The sequence below is a fragment of the Lentzea californiensis genome, assembly GCF_024648825.1.
GTDB classification, from domain to species: domain Bacteria; phylum Actinomycetota; class Actinomycetes; order Mycobacteriales; family Pseudonocardiaceae; genus Lentzea; species Lentzea californiensis.
Genome location: NZ_JANBBE010000001.1, coordinates 1,421,560 through 1,437,740, shown reverse-complemented (window position 1 = coordinate 1,437,740; position 16,181 = coordinate 1,421,560). Strand labels below are relative to the sequence as shown.

General features: G+C 67.7%; 15 protein-coding genes. 12 read left to right on the top strand and 3 right to left on the bottom strand.

All coding sequences use genetic code 11. From position 1 onward, the window contains the following. Nucleotides 1–80 precede the first annotated feature (80 nt). Entirely contained in the window at nucleotides 81–2,888 is a 2,808-nt protein-coding gene (locus tag LX88_RS07485) for a S8 family peptidase (protein ID WP_258947031.1), read from the top strand. A 63-nt stretch (nucleotides 2,889–2,951) separates the two neighbouring features. Continuing rightward, a complete protein-coding gene (locus LX88_RS07480; RefSeq protein ID WP_372511203.1) occupies nucleotides 2,952–3,863 on the top strand; it encodes an N-acetylglucosamine kinase in 912 nt (303 codons plus the stop codon). Nucleotides 3,864–4,193: 330 nt separating this feature from the next. Here LX88_RS07480 and LX88_RS07475 read toward each other — a convergent pair whose 3' ends face one another. Continuing rightward, on the bottom strand, nucleotides 4,194–5,102 hold the full coding sequence (locus LX88_RS07475; RefSeq protein WP_258947634.1) for a LysR family transcriptional regulator: 909 nt from the start codon (nucleotides 5,100–5,102) through the stop codon (nucleotides 4,194–4,196). Between the two features lie 205 nt (nucleotides 5,103–5,307). On the opposite strand from LX88_RS07475, the gene LX88_RS07470 reads away from it, so the two are divergent. Genes LX88_RS07470 through LX88_RS07425 form a run of 10 tightly spaced genes read left to right on the top strand, consistent with a single transcriptional unit; the run spans nucleotide 5,308 to nucleotide 14,129 of the window. Next, nucleotides 5,308–6,096: a 2-amino-3,7-dideoxy-D-threo-hept-6-ulosonate synthase gene (locus LX88_RS07470; protein WP_258947029.1), complete on the top strand. Its 789-nt coding sequence runs from the start codon at nucleotides 5,308–5,310 to the stop codon at nucleotides 6,094–6,096. After that, nucleotides 6,093–7,166, top strand: a complete 1,074-nt coding sequence (locus LX88_RS07465; protein WP_258947028.1) for a 3-dehydroquinate synthase II family protein — start codon at nucleotides 6,093–6,095, stop codon at nucleotides 7,164–7,166. The genes LX88_RS07470 and LX88_RS07465 overlap by 4 nt, the downstream gene beginning before the upstream one ends. A 1-nt stretch (nucleotide 7,167) precedes the next feature. Then, nucleotides 7,168–8,553, top strand: coding sequence for a class I adenylate-forming enzyme family protein (locus tag LX88_RS07460; protein ID WP_258947027.1), 1,386 nt, complete (start codon nucleotides 7,168–7,170; stop codon nucleotides 8,551–8,553). A 23-nt stretch (nucleotides 8,554–8,576) separates the two neighbouring features. Then, nucleotides 8,577–9,410, top strand: a complete 834-nt coding sequence (locus tag LX88_RS07455; RefSeq protein ID WP_258947026.1) for a helix-turn-helix domain-containing protein — start codon at nucleotides 8,577–8,579, stop codon at nucleotides 9,408–9,410. Then, nucleotides 9,410–9,580 carry a DUF397 domain-containing protein gene (locus LX88_RS07450; RefSeq protein ID WP_258947025.1) on the top strand — a complete coding sequence of 57 codons (171 nt, stop codon included), beginning with the start codon at nucleotides 9,410–9,412 and terminating at the stop codon, nucleotides 9,578–9,580. The genes LX88_RS07455 and LX88_RS07450 overlap by 1 nt, the downstream gene beginning before the upstream one ends. 42 nt (nucleotides 9,581–9,622) lie before the next feature. Beyond that, nucleotides 9,623–10,141, top strand: coding sequence for a YbaB/EbfC family nucleoid-associated protein (locus LX88_RS07445; protein ID WP_258947024.1), 519 nt, complete (start codon nucleotides 9,623–9,625; stop codon nucleotides 10,139–10,141). Beyond that, nucleotides 10,141–10,467 (top strand): hypothetical protein, encoded by a 327-nt coding sequence (locus LX88_RS07440; RefSeq protein WP_258947023.1) that lies wholly within the window; start codon nucleotides 10,141–10,143, stop codon nucleotides 10,465–10,467. Before LX88_RS07445 ends, LX88_RS07440 begins: the two co-directional genes overlap by 1 nt. Next, the gene (locus LX88_RS07435) at nucleotides 10,464–11,768 is read left to right on the top strand and encodes a WXG100 family type VII secretion target (protein WP_258947022.1); all 1,305 of its coding nucleotides are present in this window, start codon (nucleotides 10,464–10,466) and stop codon (nucleotides 11,766–11,768) included. Before LX88_RS07440 ends, LX88_RS07435 begins: the two co-directional genes overlap by 4 nt. Continuing rightward, entirely contained in the window at nucleotides 11,765–12,943 is a 1,179-nt protein-coding gene (locus LX88_RS07430) for a hypothetical protein (protein ID WP_258947021.1), read from the top strand. Before LX88_RS07435 ends, LX88_RS07430 begins: the two co-directional genes overlap by 4 nt. Before the next feature lie 7 nt (nucleotides 12,944–12,950). After that, nucleotides 12,951–14,129: a hypothetical protein gene (locus tag LX88_RS07425; RefSeq protein ID WP_258947020.1), complete on the top strand. Its 1,179-nt coding sequence runs from the start codon at nucleotides 12,951–12,953 to the stop codon at nucleotides 14,127–14,129. A gap of 1 nt (nucleotide 14,130) precedes the next feature. On the opposite strand, the gene LX88_RS07420 is transcribed toward LX88_RS07425, so the two are convergent. Both LX88_RS07420 and LX88_RS07415 read right to left on the bottom strand, forming a co-directional pair. Continuing rightward, nucleotides 14,131–14,700, bottom strand: a complete 570-nt coding sequence (locus LX88_RS07420) for an HNH endonuclease (RefSeq protein ID WP_258947019.1) — start codon at nucleotides 14,698–14,700, stop codon at nucleotides 14,131–14,133. Nucleotides 14,701–14,864: 164 nt separating this feature from the next. Then, nucleotides 14,865–16,118: an AAA family ATPase gene (locus LX88_RS07415; RefSeq protein WP_258947018.1), complete on the bottom strand. Its 1,254-nt coding sequence runs from the start codon at nucleotides 16,116–16,118 to the stop codon at nucleotides 14,865–14,867. Nucleotides 16,119–16,181 lie beyond the last annotated feature (63 nt).

The following is a 16,181-nucleotide window of genomic DNA, read 5'->3' as shown; positions in this document are numbered from 1 at the left end:
GTATAGCCCTGCAATACCGCCTGCGTCTAGGGCTCAGCGAGAAGTCGTCCGATGAATAGGAGGAGTTGATCATGAAATTGATGACCGCGGTACTCCTGACGGGCGCCTTGCTGGCGCCGGTCGGCCCAGTGGAGACCGTAACCGTTTTCGTGGAGCTGACCTCGGCCGCAGCAGTCGAATCGCGCTCCGCCGCGCAGGCGCGTTCAGCACGCGACCGGACCTCCGAGCACGCGTCCCGGGTCGTCTCCCGATCCGGCGGCCGGGAAGTCGCCCGAACGGCCAACGCGGTGCCCGGCGTCGTGCTGTCGGCGGACAGGTCGCGCCTGGCCACGCTGACGCGCATGCCCGAGGTGCGGGCGGTCCACCGGATGGTCCCCAAGCAGCTCTCGAACGCGCACGCCGTCCGGCTCACCCGGACGTCCGACGTGTGGAAGTCGCTCGGCAGGTTCGGCGACGGCGTGCGGATCGGTGTGATCGACACCGGCATCGACTACCGGCACGCGGACTTCGGCGGCGGCACCTTCCCGAACGCCAAGGTCGTCGGCGGGTACGACTTCGCGGGCGACGCCTACACCGGCACTTCCGCGTCCCTGCCGGAGCCGGACGCCGACCCGGTGGACTGCGACGGCCACGGCACGCACGTCGCCGGCACCGCGGCCGGGTACGGGGTCAACGCCGACGGCACGACCTACCGCGGTTCGTACTCCTCGATCGACCTGGACGCGATGAGGATCGGCCCCGGTACGGCCCCGAAAGCGCAGCTCTACGCGTTGAAGGTGTTCGGCTGCAAGGGCGGCACGAACCTCACCGCGCAGGCGCTGGACTGGGCGCTCGACCCCGACGGTGACGGCGACTTCTCGGACAAGCTCGACGTGGTGAACCTGTCGCTGGGCAGCGACTTCGGTGCACCCGACGACCCCGACTCGCTGTTCGTGCGCAAGCTCGTCGAGCACGGCGTGGTGGTGGTCGCGGCGGCCGGCAACGGCGGCGACTTCTACGACGTGTCCGGCTCGCCGGCCAACACCCCCGAGGCGATCTCCGTCGCGAACAGCCGCGACGCGTTCTCGATGCTGGACGGGCTGGAGGTCGCCGGCCAGCGGTTTGCGGGCCAGTACAGCCAGAACTTCAAGGGCTCCTTCGACCTCACCCTGCCCGTTGTGCGGCTTTCGTCCGGCGTGGACGGCTGCCAGCCGATCTCGGAGCCGCTGGCCGGGAAGATCGTCTGGCTGGAGTGGGACGACAGCGACGCCACCCGCGCCTGCGGTTCGGGTGCCCGCACCGACAACGCCTGGAAGGCCGGGGCGGCCGGGGTGCTGCTGCCGACGACGTTGCCGGTGTTCGCGGCCGGGATCGCCGGAAACGCCCACATCCCGGCGTTCCAGCTGACGGCGCCGGCGTCGACCGCACTGCGACCGGCCCTGGAGGCCGGGACCCTGACCACCCGCCTGACCTCGGCGTTGAAGGTCGCGGTGCCCTCCGTCGAGCCGTCGATCGCGGACACGATCACGCCGTCGTCGTCGCGCTCTCGTTCGTCGATCGCGGTGGCCGCGCCGGGTGACACGGTCTTCTCCGCCGCCTCCGGGACGGCCTCGGACGGCGTGTCGCTGGGCGGCACGTCGATGGCGTCACCGCACGTGGCGGGCATCGCCGCACTGCTGCGCGAGGTCCATCCGGAGTGGACGGTCGCCGAGGTCAAGGCGGCCCTGATGAACACCGCGTCCGGCGTGATCAGGGATTCGAAGGGCGTGCGCGAGGCACCGATGCGGGTCGGCGCGGGCCGGGTGGACGGGCTCGCCGCCCTGTCGGCGGACGTGCTGGTGCTGGGCGACGCGTCGTTCGGCACGGTCGAGGCGGGCGGTGCGACGCGGATGAGCCGCACTCTCGAACTGGTCAACAAGGGCTCCCAGACCGTCCGGCTGCGCACCGGCTACGAGCCGATCACCAGCGTGCCCGGCGTGTCCTTCCACGTCACCGAGCCCTCCGTCGTGCTGCGGCCGGGCGGTTCGGCCTCGGTGGCCGTGCAGCTGCGGATCTCCAACACCCGCGCACTGCGCAAGACGCCCGACCCCACGGTCTCGCTCGACGAGGGCCGCCAGTTCCTGGCGGAGGCGTCCGGCCTGGTGACGTTCACCGGCGACCGATCGCTGCGGGTGCCGGTCTACGCGGCGCCGAAGCCGGTGTCACGCCTGACCGTGGCCGGTGACCGCGTCAGGGGGCACGGCCTCGACCAGCCCGGCTACCAGGCGCGGATGACCGTGCTCCAACTCGGCGCGAGCTCCGACCGCCTGCCCGACTGCGGCCCCGGCGTGCAGGACGACTGCGCCGTGAACCGCACCGCGCGCGGCGGCGACCTGCGCTACGTGGGCGCGACGGCCACCTCCGACCTGCTGGCGTTCGGCGTCACGACCTGGGACACCTGGGCGAACCTCGGCGGCAACACCAGGCCCGAGGTGCGGTTCTCGGTGGGCGGCAAGGACTTCGTCACCACGGCCGTGAAAACGACCAATCCGGACGGCGACGTGACTGCCGACATCTGGCTCGCGCAGACGAAGGTGGCCGGCTCGGACGAGGTCGTGGACGAACAGCCGCTGAACGGCTTCGACGGTTCGTCCGACACGAACCTGTTCGACAGCGACGTCGTGGTGCTGCCGGTCGCGCGGTCGGCCCTGCCGCCCGGCCCGGTGACCTACACCGCCGGGGTGCAGAGCCGTTACACCGCTCCCGCCGACACCGACGACCTGGTCGACGTCGTCCCCGCAGCGACGTTCGACTACAGCCTGATCGTTCCCTCACTGTCCACAGTGGTACGTCCGGGTGATCTTGTTCCGGCCGGAACGCTGGTGCTCCTCCACCACAACGCAAGCGGTAACCGCGCTTTCGTGAGGTGATACCCGGTTGGGCGTGCCTGCGCCGATCGTCCTGGGCAATACTCGATCGTTATGGATCTGGTCGTGGGACTCGACGCTGGCGGCACGTCCACCAGGGCCTTGGTGCTCGGACTCGACGGCGCCCGCCTGGGTCAGGGCCTGGCGGGCGGCGCGAACCCGAACTCGCACCCTCCCGACGTGGCCGCCGCCCACATCGGCGAGGCGCTGGCGGAGGCGTTGGACGGCCTCGACTCCCGCAAGGTCCGCTCCGGCGTCCTCGGCATGGCGGGCGCCTCCCGCATGACCGACCCCGCCGTCCTGGACCTCTTCCGAGGAGCGTGGGAACGCGCGGGCCTGCACTGCCCGATGCGGGTGATCACCGACTGCGAGGCCGCCTTCGCCACCGGCACGTCGTCAGCCGACGGCACGGTTCTGGTGGCGGGCACCGGTTCCATCGCGGGCCGCATCGCCGCCCACCGCATGGTCGGCCAGTCCGGCGGCTACGGCTGGCTGATCGGCGACGACGGCTCGGCGTTCTGGCTGGGCCGCGAAGCCGTCCGCGCCACGTTGAAGCTGCTCGACCTGGACGCACCGCTCGAAGGCCTGGCCACCGCCGTGCTGACCGCCGCGGGTGCCCGCAGCCGGAGCCAGCTGATCACCGCCGTCAACGCGGCGGCGCCCATCAGACTCGCCCAGTTCGCGCCTCTGGTGAGTTCCGCCTATCACCACGGCGATCCCGAGGCGCTGGCGATCGTGGCCTCCGCCGCGCGTCTGCTCGCCGACACGGCCACGGCGGTCCGCGAGCCGTCCGACACCTCGCCGATCGTGCTGGTCGGCAGCCTGATCAAGACCCCGGTCGGCACGCACCTGAAGCAGGAACTGCTCACCCGCTGCAACGCTCCGGTGATCATGGCGACCGAGGGTGCGGCGGGCGCGGCCTGGCTCGCGGCCGTCGACGTGCTGGGGCCGGACGCGCCGAGGCCCACCGGGTCATGACGTGCCGGCTGTCCCGCACCGTGAGTTCGCAATCAAAATCACTCCACTCCACGGCACGACATCGGGCCTCGCCCGCCTGCTGTTGACCGCACGCGGGGCCCTTACGTACTGCATGTCGGTACGAAAGCTCCCCGCGTGCGGTTCGCTGCACGGCGTGTCGGGCTGGGACACTCCGTGCGTTCCTGCTGCCCGGCGGGGGTGTGCCGGATTGTGTCGCACGCGGGGAGCTTTCGTACGGTCACACGGTACGTAAGGGCCCCGCGTGCGGTCTGCGGCAAGCGGGCGGGAGGACTTGACTAGCGGATTTCAGGCGCGTCGAGGCCCAGCGGGTCATGAGGCCAGCAGCCGGCCCGAGTGCGGCGTCCGCTCGTGGTAGGCGCGCAGCAGGCCGGCGTGCACGTCGTCCACGTGTTCGGCGGCGCCGGTGTTCCACACCAGCGTGATCCGCCGGTGCAGCGGGTTGCCGATGATCGGCTTGAGCAGCACGCCCGGCAGGTCGTGACCGGGGAAGAACCCCGCCACCGCACCGGTCGACCGCACCAGGTCGGCCGCGACGACCGGATCGACGCCGAAGTGCGCGCACCGCGGCGTGAACCCGACGGCCTCGCAGGCCAGGTCGAGGTTCAGCCGCCCGCCGTGGTTCTCGTCCGGCACGACCCACTCCTCGCCGGCGAGCTCGGACAGCAGCACCTCGCTGCGGCCGGACAGCCGATGGCCGACCGGGACGCCGATCAGCATGCGTTCCGTGACGACGCCGCGCAGGCCGACCGCTTCCGGGAACCGCAACGGGCTGCGCGGGAACTCCACCACCAGGGCCAGGTCGAGGTCGCCGGTGCGCACGAGTTCCAGCACGGTGTCACCGCCGCGTTCGATGTGCGTGGTCTGCGGCAGGCTCGGCAGCACCTCCCTGACCACCCCGACCAGCAGCGCGGTCGGCGAGCCGGTCACGCCACCGAGCCGGATGCCGGAGTCGCCGCGGCCGGCCAGCTTGTGCGAGGTGACGAGCAGGTCGTCGAACCGTTCGACCAGGTCCTGTGCCCGCAGCACGACGTGGCGGCCCAGCTCGGTCAGCTCGACGCCGTCGTTGCGGCGCAGGAACAACGGCCCGCCGAGACTCGCCTCGATCCTGCGCACCTGGGCGGTCAGCCCGGCCTGGGCGATCTTCATCTGGGAGGCGGCGCGGCTGATGCTTCCTGCCCGCGCCACCGTCAGCACCACGTGCAGATGCCTCAGCTCCATTCGCACTGAGGAAGCCTAGGACAGTTGCCCACCAACGAACACGGCCACGTGGGTGTCACCAGATCACGCTCTGTGGCCGTTGCAAGGGCGATTGCTCTGTCAGGCCCATAACCCCGGAATTATCGGCACGTCACACCTGCCGCTGCGCGCGCGGACTGCTCCACGCTGCTGTTGACACCAAACGACCGCAGGAGGTGTGAGCGCCATGAGGAAAGCGTTGCGGCTGCGACGCCTTTCCCGTCCGCACGACGACCGGTACCTCTTCGTGCCGTTGGACCACAGCGTCTCGGACGGTCCGGTGGTGCCGCGGGACCGGTGGCGGGACCTCGTCCACGCCGTCGTGCTGGGCGGCGCCGACGCCATCATCGTCCACAAAGGACGGATTCGCACCATCGATCCCTCTGTGCTGGGCGGATGCGCGGTGATCGTGCACTTGAGCGCGGGCACCGCGCACATGGCCGACGTCAACGCCAAGGTGCTCGTCGGCGAGGTCGACGAGGCGTTGCGGCTCGGTGCCGACGCGGTGAGCGTGCACGTCAACATCGGCTCCGACACGGAGTCCCGCCAGCTCACCGACCTCGGCACGGTCGCGGCCGCGTGCGACTCGTGGAACGTCCCGCTGGTCGTGATGGCCTACGCCCGCGGCCCGCGCATCGTCGACCCCACGGACCCCGCCCTGCTGGCGCACGTCGTCAACATCGCGGCCGACCTCGGCGCGGACATCGTCAAGACCACCCTCGCCGACGACATGACCGAAGTCGTTGCCAGCTGCCCGATTCCGGTGATCGTCGCAGGTGGTCCCGCCTCCGCGCACAGCCTCGCCGGGCACGCCCGCGTGGCGATGGACGCGGGCTGCGCGGGCCTCGCCGTAGGTCGGCGGGTCTTCACCTCGCCGGCGCCGATGCACCTGGTCGCGGAGCTGGCGTCGATCGTGCACGCGCCCACCGACGCAAGTCTCATCCACGCCCTGACCGCCACCTTGGAGAACCGGTGAAGTTCGCCTGGATCGACCTCAGAACCGTCCCGGAAGCGCACCGGACCGCCGTGATCGACGCGGCCGTGCACAGCCGGATCGCCGGAGTCGTCGCGGACGACCCGTCGTCGCTGGACGGCCTGCCGCCGACGATCACCCGCGTGCTGATCACCACGGAGCCGGCCGACAGCCCTCACCTCGTCACCGTGGCGGTGCACGACCAGGACCAACTCGACCGGTTGCTCTCGGGTTCCGCGTTCGTGACGGTCAGCGACGACCGCACGCTGAAGCTCGCCTGTGCCGCGGCGGAACGGCTCGACCACACCGTCGTTGCGTTCACCGACCCGACAAAGATCCCGCTGGAGATCGTGATCGCCGCCGCCGACGGCGCACCCGGCAAGCTGGTCACCGTCGTCACCGACCTCGTCGAGGCCGCGATCGTCCTCGAATGCCTGGAACACGGCTCGGACGGCGTGCTGATGGCCCCGCAGGACGCGACCGACGTGTTCAAACTGGCCCGGCTGCTGGAAACCACGTCCCCGCCGCTGACCCTGACCACGCTCACCGTGGAAGCGTTGACCCACAACGGCCTCGGCGACCGCGTCTGCGTCGACACCGCCTCGCACTTCCGCGAGGACGAGGGCATCCTCGTGGGCTCGTTCTCGTCGGGTTTCCTCCTCTGCTGCAGCGAGACGCATCCGTTGCCGTACATGCCGACGCGGCCGTTCCGGGTGAACGCGGGCGCGCTGCACTCGTACGTGCTGGGCCCGGCGAACCGCACCAACTACCTGTCCGAACTGCGTTCCGGCAGCAAGGTCCTCGCCGTGGACGCCGACGGCCGCACCCGCGAACTCACCGTCGGCAGGGCCAAGCTCGAGTCCCGTCCGATGCTCACCATCACCGCACGCTCACCGGAGAACGTCGTGGTCGACCTGATGGTGCAGGACGACTGGCACGTCCGCGTCCTCGCACCCGGCGGCAAGGTCCGCAACGTGACCGAACTCCAGCCCGGCGACGAACTGCTCGGCTACATCGCCTCAGAGCAACGACACGTCGGCCTCCCCATCGGCGAGTTCTGCAAGGAGTCCTGAAGTGCGCGCGTTCATCACCGAACTGTTGCACCGCCACGGCGACGAGGTGCCGATCCTCAGTCACCGCAGCACAGTCACGCACGGCCTTCTACGCGCCGACGTCACCGCTCACTCCCTTCGTTTCGCCGCAGTCGGAATCGGTGACGGCAGCACGGTCGCCGTCCAGGTGCCACCGAGCTTCAGCCAACTGGAGGCCGTGCTCGCGTTGTGGAGCCTCGGCGCGCAGGTGATCTCGATCGACCACCGCCTGCGCCCGGCCGAAGCCCACGTCCTGCACGAGCTGACGCGCCCGGAGTTCCTCGTGCACCCCGGCGGCACCCCCGCTCAGGGCTTCCAGGAGCGGTACGGACTGGTGGCCGAACGGGTCGAAGGCCTTCCCGCGGCGTCTCCACACCGGTTGGTCCAGTTCAGCTCCGGCTCCACCGGCCGCCCGAAGGTGATCGGCCGCAGCACGTCGTCACTCGTCGACGAGGTGGCCCGCTTCTCCGCCGCCGACGGCATGGTGCGACGCGGCGAACGCCTGCTGCTGCTCAACTCCCCTGCGCACAGCTTCGGCCTGGTCGGTGGCCTGCTGCACTCTCTCGCGGTAGGCGCACACCTCGTGTTCGCCGCAAGCCCAACCGCAGAAGACGTTCTTTCCTGCGCACGAACTCATGAGGTCGACTTCGTCACCGGCCTGCCGTTCCACTTCGACCTGCTGGCCGCCTCACCCGACCGCTCCGCTTTGCAGACCGTGCGGGGCGCGTTCGCCGGCGGCGAGATGATGCCGCAGGACGTGGCCGACAGGTTCCTCGCCGCCTACGGCTTCCCGGTCGGCGAATGCTTCGGCACCACCGAGACCGGCGCACTGACCATGGCCATCTCCGGCACGGTCCGCCCGTCCGTCGGCAGGCCGATGTCCGGCATCACCGCGCGAGTGCGCAACGGCCTGGTGGAAGTGGCCCTGCAGGAAACCCCGTACCTGGCCGAGAACGACCCGGCACGCTTCGCCGGCGGCTGGTTCCGCACCGGCGACCGGGGCGAGTTCACCGCCGACGGCGAACTCCGCCTGCTCGGCCGAGCCGACTCGCTGGTGGTGGTGCGCGGCAACAAGGTCGACCTGACCGAGGTGGAACACGTCCTACGTGGACACCCGCAGGTGACCGAGGCCGTCGCGGTGGGACGGACGGAGATCCGGGCCTACGTGGGCACTGCCAGCAACACCCTCACCGCCCAGGCGTTGTCTGAGTGGTGCACGGAAAGGCTCGCGGAATTCAAGCTCCCCCAACACATCCACGTCATGGACATGTTGCCGAGGACGTCCAGCGGCAAGATCATTCGAAACATGGAGCCGCTCCATGCGTCCTACCTTCAGGCACATTTGGCCGGAAACAATGGCCCGAAATGACATGCCGGGCCTAGCTTTCCGACATGCCCAAAAGATCCTCCAGCGTGGCGGGACGGGAGTTCGGTGCCGGTGTGCGCGCCATCATCGCTCGTACCGGGCTCACCCACCGGCAGCTCGCCGAACGCCTCGGCTGGCAGGAAGCCAAGCTCTCGGACATGACGCTCGGCAAGGGCGGCGTGACCGCGATCGAGGTCCAGATCCTGCTCGCCTACTGCCAGGCCACTGTCGAGGAACGCGAGTACCTGCTCGCACTGTTCCAGGAGTCAGGCAAGGCCTGGCTTCAGATGCCCGAAGACGGCCTGCCCGACCAGGTGCGCACGTTGATCAACCAGGAGCGGGACACTGAGGAGATCATCGACTGGTCGATGATTCTCGTGCCCGGCCTGCTGCAAACACCTGAATACGGCTACGTCGTCACCGAGCATGCCCCGTCGGTGGAGGCGGAGAACGTTCCCAAGGTCGCTGCGGCAAGAGCAGCACGAGCGGACATCCTCGAACCAGGGCGCAAATTCACGTTCTTCGTGCACGAGCAGGCGCTGTGGCTCCAGGTCGGCGGCCTGGAGGTGTGGCGTGAACAGCTGGCCCACCTGCTCCGGATGTCGGTGCGGAAGTACATCAGCTTCCGGATCATTCCTCGCTCAGCAGGAATGCACGCGGGCACAGCCGGCGATTTCCGGATGATGAAGTTCCCGAAGTACCCGCCGGTCGTCTACGTCGAGAGCGTCAACTACTGCCTGTTCTTCGACGACCCGGACACCATCAAGATCCACGAGGACATCCTGACGGCCCTCGCAGCGATCGCACTGTCTGAGGAAGAATCCAGGGCGGTGATCGACGACATCTTGGAGGGTCTCTGATGACCACCTGGCGCAAGAGCAGCTTCAGCGGCGGCGGCAACAACTGCGTGGAGATCGGCCACGGCGTGGGCATCCGGGACAGCAAGGCGCCGAGCACTCACATCCCCGTTTCGTCGGCCGCCTGGTCCGCGTTCCTGCGCTTGACCCGTTTCCCCAGCAAGGCGCAGTAACCCTCGGTAACGTCCCCCTCACGCACGTGCAAGGGGGACCGCATGACCGATCCGAACCAGCTCATCGAGGACTACGAGCAGCGCACCGCCGCCCTGCTCGACCAGGCAGAAGAAGCCAAGTCCCGAATCGCGAACCTGACCGGCGCCGCCACCAGCACAGACGGCGCCGTGACGGTGAGCGTCAGCGCGGGGGGAGCGCTGTTGAACCTGTCGTTCGGCACAAAGGCCGACGACATGCCCAAAGACCGCCTGGCCGCTCTCGTGATGTCCACGGCGAAACGAGCCCAGGCCCAGGCCGTAGGCCAGATCGCCACGATCATGGCCCCGCTCATCGGCGACAACAGCGAGGCCATGCAGTTCGTCCAATCCCAGATCCCACCGATCGAAGTCCCGGACGAACCCGAGCCCGCGGCACCTCCGCAGCAGTTCGTCGTGAACGAGGAACAGCAAGACGCAGCCGCAGCCCAGCCGCCCGCACCTCGCCCGCCCCGCCGCCCCGCCGAGGACGACGACACGGACTACGACCAGCGCAGCCTCTTCAAGAAGGAAGGTGGCTGGTGATGTCGGGCTTCCAAGTCGACCTCCAGGCTCTCGAAGCCCACGAACGCGAACTGAAGGCCCTCATCGCAGGCCTTCCAGACGCGGCCGACGCCGCTTCGGCCTACATCGGCAACTACCAGACGTGGGGCGTGGTCGGCATGCTCTTCGCCGAGGTCATGCAGAACTGGACGAACAAGGCGGGCGACTACGTCGACACCGTCAAGAAAGCCGGAGACTCAGTCGCGGAGAGGTTCTCCGACATGCGCGAGACCTATGCCGATCAGGAGGAAGCCGCTGCACAGATGTTCGCGAAACTGCGCGAGGGCCTGGACGGGACCAAGCCATGAGCGACGAGCCGCGGAACATCGGAGAGCTGAATCCTCTCAACGCGACCGAGAAGTTCGCAGCCGGAGACGTGGTCGGTTTCTCCAACTTCGACAGCCCCACGCAGGCTTGGGATGCGGCGGGCATCTTCAGCAGCTCCGCGAACCTGATCTACGACGGCGCCAAGGGCGACTGGACGGCAGTTCTGGGTGACCTGGCCGGATTCGGCATGGACCTGCTCGGCTTCGTGACCAACCCGCTCGGCAGCCTGCTGTCCGCCGGAATCGGCTGGTTGATCGAGCACATCGCCTTCCTCAAGGAAGGTCTCGACGTCCTCGCCGGCGACCCGGACGCTGTCAACGCGATGGCGACCACTTGGAAGAACATCGCGAAGCGCATGCAAGACACCGCGGACAAGTACTCAGCCACGCTGAACACGTTGAGCGGTTCACAAGGCCCTGCGGTCGAGAGCTACCGCAAGGCCGTGCAGGACTTCTCGAACGTGGTGGCGGGCGGCGCGAACCACGCGACGTCGGCAGCGCAGGCGATGACGGTCGCGGCGTCGGCGATCGGCGTCGTTCGTGGCGCGGTACGGGACGCGATCGCGTCGTTCATCTCGAACACGATCATCAAGTTCGCTGCGGCGACCGCGTTGGCGCCGATCACCTTCGGCGGGTCACAAGCCGCGTTCATCGCCGACACCGTGGCGCAGGGCGCGATCACCGCGGGCAAGAACGCCAAGAAGATCAGCAAGGTGGTGAAGCAACTGGAGAACGTCGCCGAGAAGGCCAAGCACTCGCGGGACACGCTGGGGAACACCACCAAGAACCTCAAACGAACCGTCACGGACTACAACCAGAAGGCAGCGCGGCAGGCCACCGATGCGCTGCACCTGGCGAAGAAGGCGGAGCAGGGCAAGCTCGACGCCAAGGACCTGAAGCGCTTGGAGGAACTCGGGACGAAGGGCGACGAGCTCAAGGCGACCAGGGCCGACGCGGTGAAGTCGCTGGAGGAGACCCGCAACGCGAACCTGCGCGACAGCCTCAACGTGGGAAATCCACGCTTCAACGACGCGATCGACGTCCTCGAAGGCGGAATCAAACCGAAGGTGCTCGGCCACGAACTCCCCGAGATCTCCCTGCCGAAGTACCCCAAGGTTCTGGGCAACGCGGTCGTCCAGGAGTGGAGCGACCAGACTCACCGCGAAGCGGACGCCGAGGTCAAGCAGGACGAGAAGAACGAGGCCTGGCAGAAGTACTGGGAGGGCCAGCGCGCGAACGTGGAGCAGCCCGGGTCGTTCCAACGCATGGAAGGCGACCTGTGATCGAGGTCCTCGCGCGCAGGGTGGCAGGCTTGGTGCTGGTCGCCCTGGCCGCGTTCATCCCGGTAGCCGCCTTTCCGCGACTCACTGCGTGGGACGCGCGGCTCAGGGGCGGTCGGACACCTGAGCACACCGTGCTGGATCTCGTGATCGGCGGCGGAGCCATCTGGCTGATCATCGCCATCGGCCTGGGGTGGCACTGGCGTCGCACGACGATGTGGCCGATCTGGGCTCGTTGGGCCGCGTTCCCCGGCCTCTTCCTCTCTGTTGTCACCTGCTTCTTCATCGCCAGTGACTGGAACAAGCCGGTCGCACTCGTGATCGGCCTCGGCCTGGTCGTGGCGTCCTGGCTGGCGGGCGAGGCGGCACGGCTCGTGCTGACCCGGCCCGTCACCACCAGGTTGATCTCGTCGAAGCTGGAGATCCCGTTTTCCACCAGGGGTCTCCAAGCCCGGTTGTGCGTCAGAGCGGACCGGCTGGTTCTGGACAGCCTGGCCTCAAGGCGCAAACGCTCGCGCGACGTGCTCGCAGTGCCGTGGGCGTCCCTCAGGTCGATCGAGATGATCGAAGTCGACGTCGAGACGGTCTGGCGGGCGCGGGTGTTCTCGAACTGGGTCGTCGCGAACACCCGTGAGTTCGAGGTGGCACCCGGCCCGGCACTGCACGTCGTCGGCACCGCACGCGAGCTGCTGATCCCGGTGACGCCACAGGTGGGGCAGACCGTGCTCGCCGCGGTGCGGGCACGCTCCGCGGACATCGAGTTCGTGGAGGACCCGTTCGCGAAACGGAGCTGGTACACAGCAGCACACGTCTCTCCCGAACGCCGGCCGGAGGAAGCCTTCCGCACCGACAGCCGTCCCTACGTCCTCGGGCTCGTCGGAGCGTTCCTGCTCATGCCGTTGCTCATGCTGACCGGGATGACGCTGTCGCTCGTCACGGGTTCGGAGAAGATGCAGGAGCAGTTCTACGCGGCGGGCGGGGTCGTCCATCCCGGCGCGGTCGCCACCCTGGGCATCGCCTCGATCGTGTTCCTCTACCTGTTGCACCGCTTCGTGATCAAACCCTTCCTCGACGGCATGCGAACGCAGGACTACGTCGAGGCCTATCCGGCACCACCGCCCGCTACGGTCAAGACAGGGGCAGCTCCCAAGACCGGCAAGAAGCGGAAGAGGCGCTGAGTCCGAAGTGGCCGAACTGTTCCTCCGCCGGACGGCTGGTCTGCTGCTGATCGCTGTCGGTGCCGCACTGTCCACTGTCGTCGCCGCCCGCCTGGGCGCCGCGCAGAAGGTACTCGTCTACGGGGCGATCGCGTTCTGGGTGATGACCGTCCTCGGGCTCTGGTGGCACCGCCGGCGAGTGCCGATGTGGCGAGTCTGGGCACGCTGGGCAGCGTTCCCCGGAATCGCCTGTGCACTCTTCCAAGGCCTGCGGATGGACGTCGAGCACAACCGCCCTGTCTCATTGCTGGTCGCGGCAGGTCTGGTGGCGGTGTGCTGGGCGTTGAGCGAGGCGGTGGCGCTGGTCACCACCCGCCCGATCACACCGGCGTTGATCAGGTCGAAGCTGGAGATCCCATTCCCGGCGCGAGGTCTGGAAGCCCGGCTGTGCGTCCGGGAACACCGTCTCGTGCTCGACAGTCTCGACTCGCGGCGCAAACGCTCACGGGACGTCGTCGCGGTGCCGTGGACCGCGCTGCGTTCGATTGAACTCGTCGAGGTGCGGGAGGAGATGACCTGCACGGTGTTCCTGCACTCCGCGACGAAACGGGCGAGAGCCCGCACGTTCGACGTACCGCCAGGTCCCGCGCTGCACGTGATCGGCACCGCACGTGAGCTGCTGATCCCGGTCACCGAACAGATCGGGCGAACGGTGGTGGCCGCGGTCGAGGCGCGGTCGGCGGGAGTCGAGGTGGAGGAGAAACCACTCACCACAGAGGACTGGTGCAACAGGGCCGACGTTCCGTTCACACCCGAAGAAGATCCGGCCAGGCAGCTGCGCCGCGGTGAGCTCATCTACAAGTACAGCACCGACAAGCGTCCGTACCACCTGGTCCTGGTCGGGACGATCTGCCTGCTGCCCCTTTACGCCCTGACGATGATCACGCTGTCGATCGTCACGGGATCGGCGGAGCTGCAGCAGGTCTGGAACACCGCCGGTGGGCTCGACGCGGAGGACAGGCTGACGATCGCCGGGACGGGACTGGTCGCCGTGGCCTTCTTCTGGGCTGCCTACGCGTTCGTGTTCAGGGGTTTCCAGGAGTTCATGGAGACCCAGGACTACGTCGAGGCCTTCCCGGAACCACCGCCACCTCCGCCCAAGACCGGGACGGTGCCGGGCTCCGGCAAGAAGCGGAAGAAGCGCTGACCTACCTCAGCAACGCCTCACGCAGGTCGATTCTGCGCAGGAGAGCAAGCAGGGCCGGAGAGTCGCTGAACACGATGTCCGCTCCCGGACTCAGCGCCTGCCGCAACATGGACTGGCAGACATCCGCCATCGGCTGATCCTGCACCGTCCGCACGTGCTCCTGCATCTCGTCCGACCTTTCGCGTTCGCGCGCCCGATCCCACTCGCGCAGAACGAGCTCGACCACCTTGCGCGCGTGCATGCGGCCCTTCGGCAGTCCACGCTCGTTGAGGCCGAGCACCTTGATCGTCGACTCACCCTTCGTGGTCAACGGGCTGTAGACACCGATCGACAACGCCAGCAGCAGGTGGTCGAACGGATCTTCGGCCGTGGGGTCGATCAGCAAAGGACTGCCGTCTTCGTCGACCGGGAACTGCTTGCCCTTCTGATGGCTGTTGCACGACGAACAGGCGAGAAGGTGGTTGAGCCAGTCGAAGGTGCGCAAAGGGTTGCGGACGATGGGCTCGAAGTGGTCGACGTCGGTGCCACGACTTTCACCGCAGTACATGCAGGTCGTGAATCCGATTGCCATCTCGCCCAGCACTGTTCTGACGGACCTCCGGACCGTCGCGTTGCTGTTCCAAGAAGCGCGGGCTTTCTCAGACCTCTCAGGGGACGCAACCAGGTTGATCGCACGGGTCAACTCGCTCATCCTGGCGATGGTGCACGCCGGAAGATCAGACCGAACGATCCTGATCATGCGTCGTGCAGTCGAGCTGCCACCTCGTCGACACGTGCAGTCAACGAACTCGTCAGCAATTCTCTGAGATCCTTGTAGCGCTGAATTTCCTGCTCGTCCGCCCTACCAGCGACGACCTTGACCTCCAGCTCCACAAGTTGCCTGCGCAGTCGCTCGGCTTGTTCCGAGTAGGGCGAGTCGAGGCCGAACAGTTCCGTGAGCACGGCGTCGTCACCACTGCCGTAAACAACGCGCTCGTACAGGTCCTGGTCAACGACGTGCGGAGGTAGTTGCTCCTCTGGCCCAGGCAGGCGGATCAGTCCGCCGGGGTCAGCGGCCTGGCAGATGTACGGACTGTGAGTCGTGACGATGAACTGGATGTTGGGGAAGTGCGCCTTGAGCCAGCCGCCGATGCGCTGTTGCCAGGAGACGTGCAGGTGAGCATCGACCTCATCGATGATCACCACGCCGGCCGAGGTGACCACGTTCTCGTCCAGCTGAATCTCACCGTAGGAGTCGTAGATCTGTTTGAGCAGATCGACCACCAGTGCGGTCACCGTCCGATAGCCATCACTGGTTTCCCTCAAGGGAAACCTGCCTGCCCCGGCGGTGACCCAAAGTCCGTCAGAAGTGACGTCGTCGACCTTGTGATCATCAGGAAGCAGGCCATCGCTCAGCAAGCGAAGAGCAGCTCCCTTCAGGTCATCGGCGCCAGGTTCTCCTTCGAGCGCCCGCAAATGGTGCTGTACCAGCCAACTGACGCCTTCTGCGAGGGACACGTCTTCGTTGAACAAACTTGAGATGTTGGCCGCGTAACTGGATGACTTTCGCGCCACTGCTCCCGTCAACCGGCGAAACGGTCCGTAAGCAGCACAGAGCCACCCACCCGTCTGGGACTCCCTGAGGTAGTCGATCGCCTTCGACGAACCGCCGGAGACCGACCGGCCGTTCCAGGAGAGCGTCAGCTCCAGGTGATCTCCAAAAGGAAACAGCCCAGGTTCGAGAAAGTCGAACTCCGACTCTGCCTGGATTCGCAGCGAGGCAACCGCCCGCCAGGTCCCGTGCGTTATCCAGTTCGGGATGTCCTGCGACACCGCGTACACGGCACGCGGCCCACCGAGTGTGAGCGCGATCGCCTGCAGCAGGGTGGACTTTCCCGAACCATTACGACCTGCGACAACGGTCCAACCGGCGTGCGAGCCGTCGGGGCGGGTGAGCGTCAGGTCCACCTCGCGGGCGCCGTGGAACCCCTTGATGTTCCGCAGCTTCACCCGCGAGACGTACATATCCACTCCGGTCGCCGAGCCGCAAAGGTTCCTTGCGCGACTCTAGTG